This window comes from Pseudomonas sp. LF020 (assembly GCF_053456425.1).
Map to the genome: position 1 here is coordinate 66,319 of NZ_JBRFIX010000004.1, position 17,280 is coordinate 83,598.

18 protein-coding genes are annotated in these 17,280 nt (G+C 62.2%); 16 read left to right on the forward strand and 2 right to left on the reverse strand.

Annotated elements, in window-relative coordinates; all coding sequences use genetic code 11:
* Positions 1-14 precede the first annotated feature (14 nt).
* From ACU680_RS10820 to ACU680_RS10835, 4 genes are read left to right on the forward strand one after another with little or no spacing between them, the layout of a single operon-like run.
* Positions 15-1,532 carry a TolC family protein gene (locus ACU680_RS10820; protein ID WP_139053652.1) on the forward strand — a complete coding sequence of 506 codons (1,518 nt, stop codon included), beginning with the start codon at positions 15-17 and terminating at the stop codon, positions 1,530-1,532.
* Entirely contained in the window at positions 1,516-2,121 is a 606-nt protein-coding gene (cysC, locus tag ACU680_RS10825) for an adenylyl-sulfate kinase (RefSeq protein ID WP_448179440.1), read from the forward strand. The genes ACU680_RS10820 and cysC overlap by 17 nt, the downstream gene beginning before the upstream one ends.
* Positions 2,118-2,903 (forward strand): aspartyl/asparaginyl beta-hydroxylase domain-containing protein, encoded by a 786-nt coding sequence (locus ACU680_RS10830; RefSeq protein ID WP_448179441.1) that lies wholly within the window; start codon positions 2,118-2,120, stop codon positions 2,901-2,903. Before cysC ends, ACU680_RS10830 begins: the two co-directional genes overlap by 4 nt.
* Positions 2,891-3,835: a sulfotransferase family protein gene (locus tag ACU680_RS10835; protein WP_448179442.1), complete on the forward strand. Its 945-nt coding sequence runs from the start codon at positions 2,891-2,893 to the stop codon at positions 3,833-3,835. The genes ACU680_RS10830 and ACU680_RS10835 overlap by 13 nt, the downstream gene beginning before the upstream one ends.
* An 80-nt stretch (positions 3,836-3,915) precedes the next feature.
* Here ACU680_RS10835 and ACU680_RS10840 read toward each other — a convergent pair whose 3' ends face one another.
* Both ACU680_RS10840 and ACU680_RS10845 read right to left on the reverse strand, forming a co-directional pair.
* The gene (locus ACU680_RS10840) at positions 3,916-4,674 is read right to left on the reverse strand and encodes a slipin family protein (protein ID WP_041070974.1); all 759 of its coding nucleotides are present in this window, start codon (positions 4,672-4,674) and stop codon (positions 3,916-3,918) included.
* 2 nt (positions 4,675-4,676) lie between these two features.
* On the reverse strand, positions 4,677-5,207 hold the full coding sequence (locus ACU680_RS10845; protein WP_448179443.1) for an NfeD family protein: 531 nt from the start codon (positions 5,205-5,207) through the stop codon (positions 4,677-4,679).
* Positions 5,208-5,380: 173 nt separating this feature from the next.
* Between ACU680_RS10845 and ACU680_RS10850 the strand changes: the two genes are divergently transcribed.
* The 12 genes from ACU680_RS10850 to pgaA all read left to right on the forward strand — a co-directional run bounded on the left by ACU680_RS10850 (position 5,381) and on the right by pgaA (position 17,275).
* Positions 5,381-5,842 (forward strand): aminoacyl-tRNA deacylase, encoded by a 462-nt coding sequence (locus ACU680_RS10850; RefSeq protein WP_448179444.1) that lies wholly within the window; start codon positions 5,381-5,383, stop codon positions 5,840-5,842.
* A 129-nt stretch (positions 5,843-5,971) separates the two neighbouring features.
* Positions 5,972-6,217 (forward strand): DUF2789 domain-containing protein, encoded by a 246-nt coding sequence (locus ACU680_RS10855; protein ID WP_329699094.1) that lies wholly within the window; start codon positions 5,972-5,974, stop codon positions 6,215-6,217.
* Positions 6,218-6,299: 82 nt separating this feature from the next.
* Entirely contained in the window at positions 6,300-6,545 is a 246-nt protein-coding gene (locus tag ACU680_RS10860; RefSeq protein ID WP_204894228.1) for a type II toxin-antitoxin system Phd/YefM family antitoxin, read from the forward strand.
* A complete protein-coding gene (locus ACU680_RS10865; protein WP_448179445.1) occupies positions 6,535-6,816 on the forward strand; it encodes a type II toxin-antitoxin system RelE family toxin in 282 nt (93 codons plus the stop codon). The genes ACU680_RS10860 and ACU680_RS10865 overlap by 11 nt, the downstream gene beginning before the upstream one ends.
* A 145-nt stretch (positions 6,817-6,961) precedes the next feature.
* Positions 6,962-7,390: a MarR family winged helix-turn-helix transcriptional regulator gene (locus tag ACU680_RS10870; RefSeq protein ID WP_007961473.1), complete on the forward strand. Its 429-nt coding sequence runs from the start codon at positions 6,962-6,964 to the stop codon at positions 7,388-7,390.
* Positions 7,387-9,450 (forward strand): FUSC family protein, encoded by a 2,064-nt coding sequence (locus tag ACU680_RS10875; RefSeq protein ID WP_448179446.1) that lies wholly within the window; start codon positions 7,387-7,389, stop codon positions 9,448-9,450. The genes ACU680_RS10870 and ACU680_RS10875 overlap by 4 nt, the downstream gene beginning before the upstream one ends.
* Positions 9,447-9,656 carry a DUF1656 domain-containing protein gene (locus tag ACU680_RS10880; protein WP_007957657.1) on the forward strand — a complete coding sequence of 70 codons (210 nt, stop codon included), beginning with the start codon at positions 9,447-9,449 and terminating at the stop codon, positions 9,654-9,656. The genes ACU680_RS10875 and ACU680_RS10880 overlap by 4 nt, the downstream gene beginning before the upstream one ends.
* Entirely contained in the window at positions 9,653-10,555 is a 903-nt protein-coding gene (locus ACU680_RS10885; protein ID WP_108591736.1) for an efflux RND transporter periplasmic adaptor subunit, read from the forward strand. Before ACU680_RS10880 ends, ACU680_RS10885 begins: the two co-directional genes overlap by 4 nt.
* The gene (locus tag ACU680_RS10890; RefSeq protein WP_448179447.1) at positions 10,552-11,994 is read left to right on the forward strand and encodes an efflux transporter outer membrane subunit; all 1,443 of its coding nucleotides are present in this window, start codon (positions 10,552-10,554) and stop codon (positions 11,992-11,994) included. The genes ACU680_RS10885 and ACU680_RS10890 overlap by 4 nt, the downstream gene beginning before the upstream one ends.
* A 93-nt stretch (positions 11,995-12,087) precedes the next feature.
* Positions 12,088-12,723 carry a hypothetical protein gene (locus ACU680_RS10895; RefSeq protein ID WP_025113416.1) on the forward strand — a complete coding sequence of 212 codons (636 nt, stop codon included), beginning with the start codon at positions 12,088-12,090 and terminating at the stop codon, positions 12,721-12,723.
* Positions 12,724-13,038: 315 nt separating this feature from the next.
* Entirely contained in the window at positions 13,039-14,544 is a 1,506-nt protein-coding gene (locus tag ACU680_RS10900) for a YdgA family protein (protein WP_367082389.1), read from the forward strand.
* A gap of 247 nt (positions 14,545-14,791) precedes the next feature.
* Entirely contained in the window at positions 14,792-17,275 is a 2,484-nt protein-coding gene (pgaA, locus tag ACU680_RS10905; protein WP_448179448.1) for a poly-beta-1,6 N-acetyl-D-glucosamine export porin PgaA, read from the forward strand.
* Positions 17,276-17,280: the final 5 nt, after the last annotated feature.

The following is a 17,280-nucleotide window of genomic DNA, read 5'->3' on the forward strand; positions in this document are numbered from 1 at the left end:
GGGGCGATCCAGGGATGAAGAAAAGTCAGAAGTTGTTCGGCGCCAGCCTGCTGGCGCTGGCGATCAGCGGATGTGCAGTGACCAGTGAACCGATCGAACGCAGCGTCAGTGAGCAGCGGGCCAAAACCGACCTGCAGAGCATGTACAAGGATCAGGAGCCGCTGCGTGGCCCGCTGACCCTGCATCAGGCCATGGCCCGCGCGGTGAAATACAACCTCGAAGGCCGCTTGAAAATCATGGAGGAAGCGCTGGCCAAGCGGCAGCTCGACCTCGCCAGTTTCGACATGCTGCCGCGCATGGCGCTGGACGCCGGTTACGTCGGGCGCAACAACGTCAACGCCTCCAGCAGCCAGAGCGTGCGCACCGGCACCCAGTCCCTGGAACCCTCGACCTCGCAGGACCGTGACCGCGATGTCGCCGACCTGACCATGGTCTGGAACGTCCTCGACTTCGGCGTCAGCTACATCAGCGCCAAGCAGCAGGGCGACCAGCGCCTGATCGTGCAGGAGCGCCGGCGCAAGGTGATCAACACCATCGTGCAGGACGTACGCTCGGCCTATTGGCGCGCGATGGCTGCAGAACGCCTGCTCAAGCAGATCGACAGCCTGATGGCCCGCGTCGACACCGCCCGGCGTGACAGCCAGAGCCTGAGCGATCAACGCATCGGCGACCCGGTACAGGCACTCGGTTACCAGCGCTCGCTGATCGAAGCCACGCGACAACTGGAAGAACAGCGCCGCGCCTTGTCGCTGGCGAAAACCGAATTGGCAACGCTGATCAACCTGCCGCTGGGCACCAACCTGACGCTGGCGACCGATGACGGTTATCAGATTCCCGAACTCAAGGTCGCCATGGCCAAACTCGAGCAGGAAGCCCTGACCAGCCGCCCGGAACTGCGCGAGCAGGATTACCAGAGCCGCATCAGTGCCGCCGAAACCCGCAAGGCGATGTTGCGCCTGCTGCCGGGCCTGGAGTTCTCCGCCGGCGGCCATTACGACAGCAACTCGTTCCTCGTCGAACAGGGCTGGGCCGACTACGGGGTGAAAGTCACCTGGAACCTGTTCAACGTGATTTCCGCTCCGGCGGCCATCGATGTGGCCAAGGCTGGCGAGGAAGTCGCCACCGCCCGGCGGCAGGCGATGTCGATCGCGGTGCTGGCGCAGCTGTATGTGGCCAACGCCAACTATCAGGAGGCGCTGCGCCAGTTCAAGACCAATCAGCAGTTGTCGGACATCGACGGGCAGATCGTCGGCCAGTTGCGCAATCGGCATCAGGCCGCCGGTATCGGTGAACTTGAACTGATTCAGGGTGAACTGAACAACCTGCAAGCGGACCTGCGCCGTGACTTGTCGTATGCCGATCTGCGTAACGCCTACGGGCAGATCTTCGCCAGTGCCGGCCTCGATCCGCTGCCGGATCAGGTGCAGTCCACCGAAGTGCAGTCGATCGCCACGGCGTTGGCCAACCGCGAATCGGCGTGGGCGTCGGGGGATATTTCGGTGCCTGTGGTGGCGCATGCCGCTGCCCGATAATCTGCTGGCGCCCGTCGCCAGCATCAGCCGCCCGCAACGCGAGGCCCGCAACGGCCATCGTGGTGCGGCGATTTTACTCACCGGTCTGCCGGCGGCGGGCAAATCGACGCTGGCCCAGGCGCTGCACGCCGAGCTATTCGCCCGTGGATTGCACAGCGTGGTGCTCGATGGCGACGGCTTGCGGGTCGGGCTCAACCGCGATCTGGGGTTTGGCGACGCCGATCGCCTGGAGAACATCCGCCGTGCCAGCGAGCTGGCAGCGCTGCTGGTGGAAAACGGCCAGATCGTGATTCTGGCGATGATCGCGCCGTTGCTGGAGCTGCGCGAGGTATTCGCCCAGCGGTTGGGTGAGGACTATAGCGAAGTCTGGTGCAGTGCGTCGCTGGCGGTGTGCGAGCAGCGTGATCCGAAGGGGCATTACGCCCGTGCACGGCGTGGCGAAATGGCCGGTTTCACCGGGGTTTCGGCACCGTATGAGCCGCCCGCGCAGGCCTCGCTGGTGCTCGACACCGGCGTACAGACCGTGGAAGCCTGTCTGGATCGGCTGCTGACCTGGCTTGGCGAATGCGCGGTGTTGCCCAAGGCATGAGCCGCCCGGTCTGTTCGCGTTTGCCGGTGGCGGTGGACTTGCCACTGCTGTTGCAGGCGCTGCAGGCGATTGCCGAAGAGGCATGGCGCGGCCACTTCAACACGGATTACTTCACCGGCGACTGGAGCGGCGTGGCACTGATTTCGGCCGCCGATGCGCTGACCGAGTTATCGCCCGGGCGCGGCGAAACGCTGCAGCGCACGCCCTGGCTGCGCGATGAACGCTGGCGGTTGGGGCTGCGCGACCTGACGCTGGATATCGTCAGTGCGCGCCTGTTGCGTCTGGGGCCAGGCGGCCGCATTCATGAGCATCGTGATTACGACCTGGATGGGCCGGATGCCGATCTGCGCCTGCATATTCCGTTGCTCAGCCCACCTGCGGTGGATTTCTGGCTCGAGGGTCAACGCGTGCCGATGGCGGCGGGGGAGTGCTGGTTTCTCGATCTCGCTCGTGCGCATCGGGTGGATAACTTCGATACCAGCGCGCGGATTCATCTGGTGCTCGACTGCCGGCCCGGGGCCTGGCTCACGCAGAAGATCGCTGAAGGTTTGCGCGATACTCCTGCAACGCAACCGGCCGATTCGGCGTTACAGGAATTCCAGCGACGGGTTGCAGGTGATGCAGCGTTGGCGGCGACTCTGCAGCACATGACGGACCCCGAAATATTCATCGAGCGCACTCTGGAGTTGGCCGCCGAACACGGCTTGCCATTCTCCCGCGAAGAACTGCGCGCCGCGATGCGCAGCGGTCGTCGGCAATGGAATGAACAATGGAAAGGCTGAACTTCGACGGCTGGCTGCCGATCCGGATCTGGTCGCTGGCGGGGCAGTGGCAAGTCGACTGGTGCTGGTTTGATGACACGCCACTGCATCAGCCTTTTTTTCGTGACGCCGTCGAAGAGGCGCTGCGGTTGCCGTTCAATCAGGCTTTTCGCCGGCAGACACCGTTGTCGGTGTTGACCGAGTGGCAAGCGCAAAGTCCGGGGTTGGCCCCGAGTGCCTTTATCCTGCACGCCTCGCGTTGCGGTTCGACATTGATTAGCCAGATGCTCGCGCGGCTCGATGACCAAATCGTAGTCTCGGAGCCACCGCCGCTTGATGCGCTTTTGCGCGGTGAGCTGCCCGAAGCCGAGCGGCGGGCAGCGATCAGTGGACTGCTCTCGGCCTACGGTCAACGCCGGCGCGGTGTCGAGCAACGACTGGTGATCAAGCTCGATGCCTGGAACATCGGCGAATGGCCGCTGTTGCAGGCATGCTTTCCCGATACGCCGTGGTTGTTCGTGTATCGCGATCCGCTGGAAATTGCCGTGTCGCACGTGCGCCGTCCGGGGATGCACATGGTGCCGGGGCTGCTTGGTGACTGTGTGCTCGACGATGGGTTGCCGTTTACCGGCAGTGAAGACTTCATCGCACGACGGTTGGGACGTTTGCTGGCGTCGGCTTATCTGCATTGCCGTGAGGGTGATGGACAGCTGGTGAACTACAGCGAATTGCCCGAGGCCATGGCCGGGCGATTGGCGAAGTTTTTCCGCTTGAATACCGAGCAGCGGCAGCAGGTGCTGGCGGCGACGATGCAGCATGCCAAGCAGCCGTCCCAGCGTTTTGTCGCCGATGGCGAAGACAAGCGCCGCGAGGCTTCGCCGTGGTTGCGCGAACGGGTTCGGCAATGTGCCCGGGATGCCTTTATTAATCTTGAGTTGCTGCGCAACGCTTGAAAGATCGCAGCCTTCGGCAGCGCCTACAGGGTGTACGCATAACCGATGCAGGAGCTGCCGCAGGCTGCGATCTTTCGCTGTCAGGTTTTTCCCGACAGATCCGCCATCCCCTTGAGCAGCTCGATGGGCAGGGGAAAGACAATCGTCGAGCTCTTGTCACCGGCAATCGAGCTCAGCGTCTGCATGTAGCGCAGCTGCATCGCACCGGGCTGGCGGCCGAGCATTTCGGCGGCCTGCATGAGCTTTTCCGAAGCCTGCAATTCGCCTTCGGCGTGAATCACCTTGGCGCGACGTTCCCGTTCGGCTTCGGCCTGTTTGGCAATGGCGCGCACCATCGATTCGTTGAGGTCGACGTGCTTGATCTCGACGTTGGCCACCTTGATGCCCCAGGCGTCGGTCTGGGCGTCGAGCACCTGCTGGATGTCGATGTTCAACTGCTCGCGTTCGGCCAGCAGTTCATCCAGCTCATGTTTGCCGAGCACCGCGCGCAGGGTGGTCTGCGCCAGTTGGCTGGTGGCCGAAAGAAAGTCTTCGACCTGAATGATCGCCTTCTGCGGGTCGAGCACGCGGAAGTACAGCACCGCGTTGACCTTCACCGAGACGTTGTCGCGGGTGATCACGTCCTGCGGCGGCACATCGAGGACCACGGTGCGCAAGTCGACCCGGACCATTTGCTGCACCACCGGAATCAGCAGGATCAGCCCCGGGCCCTTGACCTGCCAGAAGCGCCCGAGCTGAAACACCACGCCGCGCTCGTATTCACGCAGGATGCGGAACGTCGACCCGGCGAGGGCGATCACCAACAGCAGCAGTGCAACAAAACCGATTTGCAGACCCATGATCACTCTCCGTGTCGCACCGCGTCAGTCGCGGCGACTTTCAGCAATAAGCCATTTCGCCCGACCACGCGCACCGATTGCCCGGTGTGCAGCGGTGTCGCGCTGTGCACTTGCCACTGTTCGCCCTGCAATTGCACCCAGCCGCTGTGGGCGTTTTGCGCTTGCACGGTGGTCACCGCCGTCACGCTGCCGACCAGCCCGGCATCGCCGCTGACAGCATGGCGCGGGCGGGTTTTCAAGGCGCGGACGATCAATGCGATCAGCAGCAGGGCGCTGAGCAGGCCGAGGCCGATGATCATCGGCACCGGCAACTCGGCGTTGCCCAGAATCAGCGCGCCGATGACGAACATGATGATCCCGCCGAGGCCGATCACCCCGTAGTTGGGCAGCGCCGCTTCGGCGATCAGAAAGGCAATGCCGAGGGTGATCAGCCACAGGCCGATCGGATTGACCGCCGTCAGCGGGACGTCAGCCGCAAGGACCGAGGCGCTGGCCAGCAGTATCAGGAAAAACAAACAACATCGGCTGTTCACGTGACCCTCCGGGAGAGTCATGGGTTGGTTCATTAAGTCTAGTTGAGCCTGACGCTGGATGAATTTTGATCAATGAGTGGATGTGTCCAGTGAGCGGATTTCCCTTCGCCAGCGGCTTGCCGAACTAGACTCAGCAGAACAGGCACAACGTTCCGCGGGACACCGAGGTGAGCATGCGTATGGCAAAAAAAGTGCAGAGCAGCCTGAATCGGGCGCACTGCGAATATGACGTCGTGGCCCACCGACATTCGGCCAGCAGCCTGGAAACCGCTCGGGTTAGCGGGGTGCCCGCCGAGCGCGTAGCCAAGTCGGTGATTCTCGACGACCACCACGGGCATTACCTGATGGCCGTGCTGCCGGCCAGTCGGCACCTGGACTTGAGCAAGGTGCGCAACAGCGGCGAATGGCAGATCACCCGGGAAAGCAACCTGGCGCATATTTTCGATGACTGCGAACGTGGCGCGGTGCCGCCGCTGGGTGGTTCCTACGGGCTGGACATGGTCATCGATCCGTTGCTGACCCGGCAGAAGGACATTTACCTGGAAGCCGGCAACCACAACTACCTGCTGCACATGAGCATGCCCGAGTTCCTGAAAATGGTGCCGCATGCGCAGGTGCGGGAGTTGAGTCAGTAGGATTTGCAGCGCTCTTGCCGACGCCTCCGCGAGCAGGCTCGCTCCCACAGGTTGAGCGCGTTCCCCCTGTGAGAGCGAGCCTGCTCGCGAATAATCTCCCACCCACCGCATTCTTGAAGGAGTTCAGCAATGGAACAGCCAACCCACAGCCTGCCATCCCTGTTCGAGCAGCTCGGCCTGAGCAGCGACCCAGTGAGCATCGACCAATTCATCGCCACCCATTCCCCGCTCAAACCCGAACTGCACCTGGCGGACGCGTTTTTCTGGAGCAAAAGTCAGGCGGATTTCTTGCGCGGCGAGATTCTCGATGATGCAGATTGGGCGGAGGTGGTGGATCAGCTGAACGTGCTGTTGCGCAAGGGGCGGGAGGGATGACCACTTGGCGGCTGAGCACATTTTCGGTTGTATGGAGGGTATAAATAGACCAATATCACGACCTCAATTGAGGTCTTTTATTATGCAAAGTGTTCTTGCCGATATGGCGGTCAGTGTTTCCGAATTGAAGAAAAATCCATCAGCAGTGCTGAGTGGCGCACAGGGTGGTGCTGTGGCTGTGCTGAACCATAATCGCGTCATGGGTTACATGGTGCCAGCCGATGTTTACGAAGCCATGATGGAGCGGCTTGATGATTTGGAACTGGCCGAGATCGTCCGTTCCCGCAGTCATGAAACACCCATTTCGGTAAGCCTGGATGACCTATAAGCTCGAATTTCTGCCGTCTGCTCATAAGGAGTGGAACAAGCTGGGTCATACATTGCGAGATCAATTCAAGAAAAAGCTCGCTGAAAGCTTGTCACTGCCAAGGGTATCGGCTGATGCGCTTCATGGAATGCCTGACTGCTACAAAATCAAACTGAGGGCTTCTGGTTACCGTCTGGTCTATCAAGTGATAGATGAGCGAATCGTCGTTTCGGTAGTCGCTGTGGGAAAACGCGAGCGCAGCAGTGTCTATGAGAAAGCCAAAAAACGCTGAGTCGTCCAGACCTCGGCGTTTTTTTTCTCCTCTGACAACCTATTTGTTTCAAAACTTGACTGAAATTCCCCGTCAATGCGATATTGATAGTTAGCAAACTAACAGTGTGCATTTTCCCGTGCCCGATTCCCTCGACGCTCTCCAGATGAACATCAGCAGTGCCATGGTGGTGGCCGCCAGGCATTGGCGGAAGATCTGCCAGACCACGCTGGTCAACTATGGAATATCCGAAGCCTGCGCCGTGCCGTTGTTGATGATCGGGCGGTTGGGCGAGGGTGTGCGTCAGGTGCAAGTGGCGCAGGCGGCCGGGATGGAGAGTCCGTCGCTGGTGCGCCTGCTCGATCAGTTGTGCCACGCCGGGTATGTCTGCCGCACCGAAGATGCGCAGGATCGTCGGGCCAAGTGCCTGAGCCTGACCGACACCGGCCGTGAACTGGTGCAAGCGGTGGAGATCGAACTGGTGCGTCTGCGTCATGAAGTGCTCGAAGGCATCGACCAGAGTGATCTGGAAGCTACGCTTCGGGTACTGCGAGCTTTTGAGGCGGCCAATCCGCCTGTGGTGATCAATTCTTGAACGGTTTTTTCTCTGGCATCCCGCCTGCCCGCGACTGGTTCTACGGGGTCCGTACCTTTGCAGCGTCGATGATCGCGCTGTACATCGCCTTGCTCATGCAAATGCCGCGTCCGTACTGGGCGATGGCCACGGTGTACATTGTCTCCAGCCCGTTTCTCGGGCCGACCAGCTCCAAGGCGCTGTACCGCGCCATCGGCACTTTTCTCGGAGCGGCGGCGGCAGTGCTGTTCGTGCCGATGTTCGTGCAGAGTCCGTACGTGTTGGTGGTGGTGATTGCCTTGTGGACGGGGATTTTGCTGTTCCTGTCGCTGCACCTGCGTACCGCCAATAACTACGCGCTGATGCTGGCCGGCTACACCCTGCCGCTGATCGCCTTGCCGACCGTGGATAACCCGCTGGCGGTGTGGGACGTGGCGGAAGCGCGCACCGAAGAGATTTTTCTCGGCATCGCTGTGGCGGCGGTGGTCGGCGCGATGTTCTGGCCACGGCGTCTGGCGCCGGTGTTCAACGACGCGGTGGGCAAGTGGTTCGCTGACGCCACCACCTACAGCCTGAAGTTTCTCAGTCGCGATGTGCAGCCTGAACAGATCACCGCGCTGCGCATGGCCATGGTCGCCAATTTCAACAGCCTTGAATTGATGATCGGCCAGTTGCCCCACGAAGGCGCCCGGCCGCAAACCGTGCGCAACACCAAGGAGCTGCGCGGGCGGATGATCCACCTGCTGCCGGTGATCGACGCGCTGGAAGACTCGCTTTACGCCCTCGAACGGCGCACCCCGGAGCTGGTGGAGAAATTCGCACCGCTGCTGACCGCGACCCAGGAGTGGCTCGGCCATAACGACGCTGATCTGGCGCGTTGGCAGGCCCTCAAGGATCAGCTCCAGACCCTGCAGCCAAGCTGCGAGGCGCTGGAAGATCGCAAGCAATTGCTGTTCTCCAACGCGATTTATCGCCTCGGTGAATTCATCGATTTGTGGCAGGACTGCCGCAGCCTGCAGGACGCGATTCTCTGCGAGCGTCAGGACAGCTGGCGCGCGGTGTACCGGCACTGGCGCCTCGGGCGGCTGACGCCGTTTCTCGACCGCGGGATGATGCTGTATTCGGTGGCCTCGACCATTCTGGCGATCATCGTCGCCTCGGTGCTGTGGATTCTGCTCGGCTGGCCGGACGGCGGCAGCGCGGTGATTCTGGCGGCGGTAGCGTGCAGTTTCTTCGCCTCGATGGACGACCCGGCGCCGCAGATCTACCGGTTCTTTTTCTGGACCGGAATGTCGGTGCTGTTCGCCAGTCTTTACCTGTTTCTGATTCTGCCGAACCTGCACGATTTTCCGATGCTGGTGCTGGCCTTTGCGATACCGTTCATCTGCGTCGGCACCCTGACGGTACAGCCGCGATTCTACCTCGGCATGCTCCTGACGCTGGTCAACACCTCGTCGTTCATCAGCATTCAGGGCGCCTACGACGCGGACTTCTTCGCCTTTGTGAACTCCAACCTGGCCGGCCCGATGGGTTTGCTGTTCGCGTTCATCTGGACCCTGATCGCCCGCCCGTTCGGCGTCGAGCTGGCGGCCAAGCGCCTGACCCGCTTCAGCTGGAAAGACATCGTGCACATGACCGAGCCGGCCAACCTCGCCGAGCACCGGCAACTGGGCGTGCAATTGCTTGACCGTTTGATGCAGCACCTGCCGCGTCTGGCCATGACCGGTCAGGACACCGGGATTGCCATGCGTGAAGTGCGCGTCGGCCTCAACCTGCTCGATCTGCTGGCCTACACCCCACGGGTGGAAGGCGCGCCGAATGCCCTGCTGCAACAAGTGGTGGCTGAGGTCGGCGAGTATTTCCGCGCCTGCCTCAAGGCCGGCGAACGCTTGCCGGCACCGAGCCCGCTACTGATGACCATGGACCGTGCGCGCCGCGCCCTCAAAGGCCACGGCGACGATGAAACCCGGCTAAACCTGTTGCATGCCCTGAGCGGCTTGCGTCTGGCGCTGTTGCCCGGCGTGGAATTTGTCAGCACGGGCGATGCCGAAGAACCGCTGCCCGATGGAGCGCCCCTATGATCGGTGATCTGGATATCAGCGGCATTTTCCTGCCGACCCTGCTGGTGTTGATGGGCATCACCTATGTGTTGTTTGTGCTGGTGCACGGCGTGCTCACGCGCCTGCACTTTTACCGTCTGGTCTGGCACCGGGCATTGTTCAACGTGGCCCTCTACGCCGTGATGCTGTACGGCGTGGACTCACTCAGTCGATACCTGATGACATGAAAAAACCGTTTCTGACCATCGGTCGCGTGGTCCTGACCCTGCTGATCGTGACTTTTGCCGTCGTCCTCGTCTGGCGCATGGTGATGTATTACATGTTCGCGCCGTGGACCCGCGACGGCCACATCCGCGCCGACATCATCCAGATCGCTCCGGACGTATCCGGGCTGATCCAGCAGGTCGAGGTCAAGGACAACCAGTTGATCAAACGCGGCCAGGTGCTGTTCAGCATTGACCAGGACCGTTTCAAGTTGGCTCTGCGTCAGGCTAAAGCGGCGGTCGCCGATCGCGAAGAAACCCTCGCCCAGGCGCAGCGCGAAGCCAAGCGTAACCGTGGCCTGGGCAATCTGGTGCCGGCCGAACAGCTGGAAGAAAGCCAGTCGAAAGTCGCCCGCGCGCAATCGGCGCTGGCCGAAGCGCTGGTAACGGTGGACAGCGCGCAGCTCAATCTTGATCGCTCGGTGATTCGCAGCCCGGTGGACGGCTACGTCAACGACCGCGCGCCACGGGTGCAGGAATTCGTCACCGCCGGGCGGCCGGTGCTGTCGGTGGTCGACAGCAACTCGTTCCACATCGACGGCTATTTCGAAGAAACCAAACTCGACGGCATTCATGTCGGCCAGTCGGTGGATATCCGCGTAATCGGTGATAAAGCCAGGCTGCGCGGGCATGTCGAAAGCATCGTCGCCGGTATCGAAGACCGCGACCGCACCAGCGGCAACAACCTGCTGCCCAACGTCAACCCGGCGTTCAGCTGGGTGCGCCTGGCGCAGCGGATTCCGGTGCGTATCGCTTTTGACGAGGTGCCGGAAGACTTCCGCATGATCGCCGGGCGGACCGCGACCGTGTCGATCATCGACGATCAGCCCCGCGACGACCGCAAACAGGAGCCCGCGCAATGAACAGGCTCCTGATGATCGCCGGGTTGGGCGTGATGCTCTCGGCGTGTCAGATGGTCGGGCCGGACTATCACCTGCCCGCTGACGCGGCGGTGCAGCGCAAGGATTTTCAGGGCGAGTTGGCGGTGGAAGGCAAACCGGTGGTGTCGGCGCCGGTGCCGGCTGACTGGTGGCGGCTGTATCAAGACCCGCGTCTGGACCAACTGGTGCAGCAGGCCATGGCTTCCAATACGGATTTGCGCGTGGCGGCGGCGAACCTGTCGCGGGCCCGTGCGCAGGTTGATGAAGCCGAAGCGGCCGGTGGCTGGAGCGGCGGCGTGAAGATGGGCGCCCAGCGTTTGCAGGAGTCCGGTCAGGCGTTTTTGCTGCCGGAAAAAGTCCCGGTGGCCAACGTCGCTGACATCGGTATCAGCGCGTCTTATCAGTTCGATCTGTGGGGCACGTTGCAACGCGGGATCGAAGCGGCGAAGGCCAATGCCGATGCCACACAAGCGGCCGCCGACACCGCGCGCATCACCCTGGTGGCGGACGTGGTGCGCGCCTACACCCAGGTGTGTGCGGCCAACGAAGAACGGGAAATCGCCCAGCACTCTCTCGACCTGCAATCGCAAGGCACCACGCTGATCCAGCGCCTGCGCGATGCCGGGCGTGGCGATGAAACCCAAGTCACCCGTTCGCAAACCCAATTCAAGTCGTTGCGCGCCGACATGCCGCGCTACGAAGCGGCGCGTCAGGCCGGGCTGTTCCGCCTGTCGATGCTGCTGGCGAAACCGGTCGATCAATTGCCGGCCGGCACCGCCACCTGCTCCGAACTGCCGAAAATCGCCCAACTGGTGCCAGTGGGCGACGGTGCGGCGCTGCTCAAGCGCCGTCCCGATGTGCGGCAGGCCGAGCGTCGTCTTGCCGCCGCGACCGCCGGGATCGGCATTGCCACGGGCGAGCTGTACCCGGACATCAGCATTGGTGCGACCATCGGCACCGTCGGCATCGTTTCCGACCTTGGCGATCCGTCGACCAACCGCTGGGGCTTCGGCCCGTCGTTGAGCTGGAAGGTGCCGACCAACGGCGCCCGTGCGCGGATCCGCGAAGCCGAAGCCAACACCCAAGGCGCACTGGCGCATTTCGACGGCGTGGTGCTCAACGCCATCCGCGAAACCCAGACCGGCCTGGCCCAGTACAGCGCGCTGCTGCAACGCCGCGACGCCCTGGCCGATGCCGAGCAGTCGGCGAAACTGGCGGCGGACCAGACCCACCGCTTCTTCCAGGCCGGGCGCGAGTCGTTCCTCGCCGACCTGCAGGCGACCCGCACCTACACCGACGTCACCGCGCAACTGGCCGCCGCCAACACCCAGGTCGCCATGAGCCAGATCGATTTGTTCCTTGCCTTGGGCGGCGGTTGGGAAAGCGGACGAACGCACGCTCCAACCGCCAGCAAACCCTGAGGCCGTTGCTATGCTTTGAAGTGTTGGAAGGGCGCCCCGAGCAAGGCGCCCTTTCAACGCACATTGCTAGCGCTGGTCTAGGGGAAACCAATAATGAAAAACCCTTACGCTCTCGGCTTCTGGTGCGCCCTGGTAGCGCTGGTGCTGCTATCGGCCACCTATTTCTACGGCATCATGCTGGCCCATCAGATCGACAAGGCCATGGTCTTCCTCGACAGCGCCACGGCGTTGATCGCGGTGATGGCAATCGTCGTCGTGGCCTGGGCGTCGATCCAGGTGCAGCGAGTCAAGAAAAGACAACTTGAACAAGGCAAGACCCTGGTGCTGATCTGGGACACCAAAGTCGCCCTGCGCCGGGTCGAAACCGTGTTCGATCGCTACTTCTGGGGCAGCTACTGGCAGCCGGGACGGACTTTCGCCGAAGTCATGGGCGAACTGACCGGCACGCCGCTGGAAAAAAGCCTCGAAGCCTTGAAAAAACAGTGTCTGGAACTCGACAAGCAGATCGCCGATGAAGGCTGGCACTGGCTCAACAATGCCCGCGAACTGTCGGATGTCGCCACGGCCATGGCCCGCGAACGCTATCAGCTGGATTTCTGCGACCCCCGGGCGGATGGGCCGGGCGGGGCGGTGATCGACCGCGACTTTGAAGTGCTGGTGTATACCTGGACGGCGCGGTTGAAGAGCTTCGATCATCAACTCGATGAGATCGAGGTTCAGTATTCCTGATCTTCTGGGAGTCCTCTGGCCCCATCGCTGGCAAGCCAGCTCCCACAGTTTTTGTGGTGTTCTCGGATTTTGTGAACACAACCAATCCTGTGGGAGCTGGCTTGCCAGCGATAGCGTCCTCAAAAACACTGCAACTCTCCCCGCCTGTCAGCTGTCCACACTCCCCATAGACACTCTTTAACCTTTAAACATTGGGCCGCCTCGTGCTGCCAGTGCTAATCTCCACCGCTAATTTCAGCGGAGTCGAGCCGCAACCCGGTTACGGGTTCAGGGAAGACGACCACCTTTCAGCCACGGACATTGATCAGGTCATTCATGAATAAATCAGCAGGCGTGCTTCTCGGGATTGTTGTTGCCATCGGTGCGATCAGCGCCGGCGGGGCCTGGTACACCGGGACCAAGATCGAAGGCGTGCTGAACAACGCCGTCAGCAACGCCAACAAAGAGCTGCAGACCGCGATGGCCGGCTCCAATGGCACCGCGTCGCTGGAGCTGGTGTCGCTGGAACGCCACACCTTCACCAGCACCGCGCACTACCGTCTCAAGGGCGAGGGCGAGATGTTCGGCGACCAGCCGGTCGAGCTGCTGTTCGTCGACCACATCGAGCACGGCCCGCTGCCGTTCTCGCGTCTGGTGTCGCTGAAGTGGCTGCCGGTCATGGCCACCAGCAATTACGAGCTGGAAAAGAGCCCGGCCACCGAAAAGTGGTTTGCCGCCACCAAGGGCGCCGCGCCGCTCAAGGGCGTGACCAACATCGGCTACGACGAATCCACCACCAGCAGCCTCGAGCTGCTGCCGCTGGAAACCGCGCTGGACGAGCAGTCGAGCCTGAAATTCTCCGGCCTGACCATGAACATCTCCGCCAGTGCCCAGGCGCAGAAGGTCAAGGCTGACGGCTACATGGATAGCCTGAAACTGGTCACCGTGTCGCAGGATCAGGCGCCGGTGCAGGTCGAACTCAACGGTCTGACCCTGGCCAGCAACCTCGCCAAGAGCAGCTACGGCTACTACACCGGGGAAAACACCCTGGAGCTGACCAACAGCAAAACCACCTTCGGTCCCAAGCAGTCGGTGCTCGGCGTGAAGAACTTCGAAATGAAGAACCTCACCGAAGAGAGCGGCAGCAATGCCTCGGGCCGCGCTGACTACAAGGTCGGCGAGGTCACCCTCAACGACAAGAAAATCGGTTCGGCCAGCATGGCGATGAGCCTGAAGAACCTCGACATCCCGTCGACAATGTCGCTGATGCAGATCTACCAGACCAAATTGCAGCCGTACGAGAAAGAAGCTGCCGCCGCTGCCGAAGCCGGCCTGCCCGCGCCGGAACTGAACCTGACCGAAGCCGAGTCGGCACAGGTCAAGGCTGACCTGCAGAAACTGCTGGCCGCCAGTCCACAGATCGCCTTGGAAAACCTGTCGCTGAAAACCGCCAACGGTGAAAGCCGCGCCAGCCTGGTGATTGATCTGACCAAGCCACAGTCGATGGATCTGCCGCCGGATCAACTGGGTAAACAGTTGGTCGCGCTGCTGGACCTGAACATTCAAGTGTCCAAGCCGATGCTGATCGATCTGCTCAGCGTGCAGGCGCAGCTTGACGGCCAGACCGACGCCAAAGCCATCGTCGACCAGGCCAGCGCCGGTGCCGACATGTTCTCCGGCATGGCCGTCGGTTCGCAGTTGGCGACCGTCGATGGCACCAATGTCGTGACCAAGCTGCATTACGCCGCCAATCAGGTGGAGTTCAACGGCCAGAAGATGACCGTCGAGCAGTTCGTCGGCTTCCTGATGAGCAAGTTCGCTGGCGTCACGCAAGTGCAGTAATCCTGCGCTCTTAATAGCAACGCCCGGCCTCTGATCCACAGACGCCGGGCGTTTTGCTGTCTGGTGTGCGGGTTTTCCACTGAGCCGGCGCCACGATTCTGAACAATTATTGCGTTCTGAATATTCGACTACGCTTGCATGCAAGACTGCCTGACTAAGCTTGGCTGAGTCTCTTTTGACTCGGTCTCCGTTACGAATGGGCAAGGGGGGCATTGCGACCCGGCTGGCCATGTAAGGATGCTGACGAATGCCGCGTATTGATGGTCCTGTTTTACATCGTGGTTTACGCCCGTTGTTTCGCGTTGCGCTGTGCAGCCAGTTGCTCTGGCCGGCGCTGGCGTTTGCCGATACACCCTATGATCAGATGGTGCGTGATGCCCGGGCCGGGCAGACCACGCCGGCGCTGAACGTGCTGCGCCAGGTGCCGCCCGGGCAGTCCACCACCGGGCAGATCAGCGATCACCTGCAAATCGCCAGTTGGGCGGGCCTCGACGCCGAGGTGGTGCAGGTCTATGAGACCCAGGGCCGTGACCGGGTGCTGCCGGTGCAGGCACTGACAGCCACCGCACGCGCCTATCGCAACCTCAAGCGTTGGGATCAGGCGATCCAGGTCTACAACAAGGCCCTGGCGCTGGAGCCGGACAACGCCGACCTGCAACTGGGCCTGGCCCTGACCCAGGCGGACTCGGGCAAACCCGACGAAGCCGTGACCCGCGCCAAGGCGCTGGTCGCCGCCAAACCCGATGACCCTTCGCGCCGCCTCGCACTGGGCTACGCCCTGACCCGTGCCGGCAAGCAGTACGACGCGCTGTTCGAATACGATCAGGCGTTCATCCGTGCCGGCAGCAAGCCGGATGTCGCCCGTGAATACGTGGTGGCCCTGCAAAAGGCGCGGCTGCCGGAACCGGCACTGCGTCTGGCGAACCAACGTCCCGGGCTGATCGACCCGGTCACCCTGCGCCGCCTCGAAGGCGATCTGGCTGCCGAGCGTGTGCGTCTCGCCGAATTTGCCACCCGCAGTGAAAAAGAACGCTACGTGATCGCCGACCGCGCGTTGGCCGATTACGACAAACTGCTCGCCACCTGGACCCCCGACGCCAGCGCCCACGATGACGTGGTGCGCTGGCGCATCGACCGCATGGGCGCGCTCAAGGCCCGGGCGCGTACTGCCGAGGTCATCAGCGAATATCAAAAGCTGCAGGCTGAAGGGGTGAAGATTCCGACCTACGCCCTGCGCTGGGTGGCGGCGTCCTACCTGGATCAGCGCCAGCCGGAAATCTCTACCGACCTGTATCGCCAGGTGCTGTCGGCACCGGATGCCGATGCCGGTGATCGTCTCGAAGACACCACCGCGTTGTATTACTCGCTGCTGGAAAGCGACCGCGCCGATGAAGCGCGCAAAGTCGCCGAGGATCTGGCCAAGAGTCAGAAGCCGCGGATTGAACTCAAGGGCCTGCCCATCGGCAACCCCAACGACGAATGGATGGACGCCCAGCAGCTCGCGGCGCAGGCCGGCACCTACGGCTCCGACTTGCCGCATGGCGAGGAGCGCCTGCAGGCCCTGGTCGATCAGGCGCCGGGCAACGTCGGCCTGCGTCTGGCCCAGGCTGATCTGTACCTGGCCCGACAATGGCCACGCCGCGCCGAAAACCAGCTCAAGGAAACCGAGAGCATGGTGCCCCGCGACATGGGTCTGGAACTCGCTCAGGCGCGCACCGCGATGACCCTGCAGGAATGGCGACAGATGGATGCGCTGACCGATGACGTGGTCGAGCGTTTCCCCGATAACCGTCAGGTTCAGCGCGCGGCCCGTGAGCGCGAAGTACATGACATGTCCGAACTGCGCGTCGAAGCCTACGGCGGCAAAGCCAATGGAGGTGGCGGCAGCGGTGGTGCGGGCGCGGTCAGCGGCAGCCGTGATTTCGGCATCCAGAGCACGCTGTACAGCCCGCCGATCGATGAAGACTGGCGGGTGTTCGTCGGTGCCGGTTATGCCACCGGCGACTTTGCCGAAGGCACCGGCACCGACCGCTTCCAGCGCGTCGGCCTGGAACGGCGTACCCGCGATATGAGCCTGGAAGCCGAAGTTTCCAACCACGATTACGGTTACGGCGCCAAACAGGGCGCACGCATCGCGATCGCCCGGGACATCAACGACAACTGGCAGTACGGCGGCAGCTTCGCCTATCTGTCGGCCGAGACGCCATTGCGCGCCCTCAACAGCGACATCAAGGCCAACGGTGGCAACGCGTTCATCCGCTGGCGCGCCAACGAAAGTCGCGAGTGGAAACTGTCGGTCAGCCCGTCGCACTTCAGCGACGGCAACAACCGTGTCGAAGCCTTGCTCACCGGACGCGAGGGCGTCTACAGCGCGCCGAACGTGCAGGTCGATGCCGGTCTGGAGGTCGGCACCAGCCACAACTCCAATTCCGAGGATGTGCCGTACTTCAACCCGAAGTCGGACTTCAGCGTGATGCCGACGGTCAACGTCAACCATGTGCTCTACCACCGCTACGAAACCTCCTGGAGCCAGCAATTCCAGGCCGGTGCGGGGACCTACAGCCAGCGTGACCACGGCACCGGCGGCATGGCGATGCTCGGTTATGGCCAACGTTATGCCTGGAACGACGTGTTCGAGGTGGGCGGTTTGTTCAGTGTGATCAACCGGCCCTACGACGGTGATCGGGAGACCGATCTGCGTCTGCTCGTCGACCTCACTTTCCGCTTCTAGAAGAG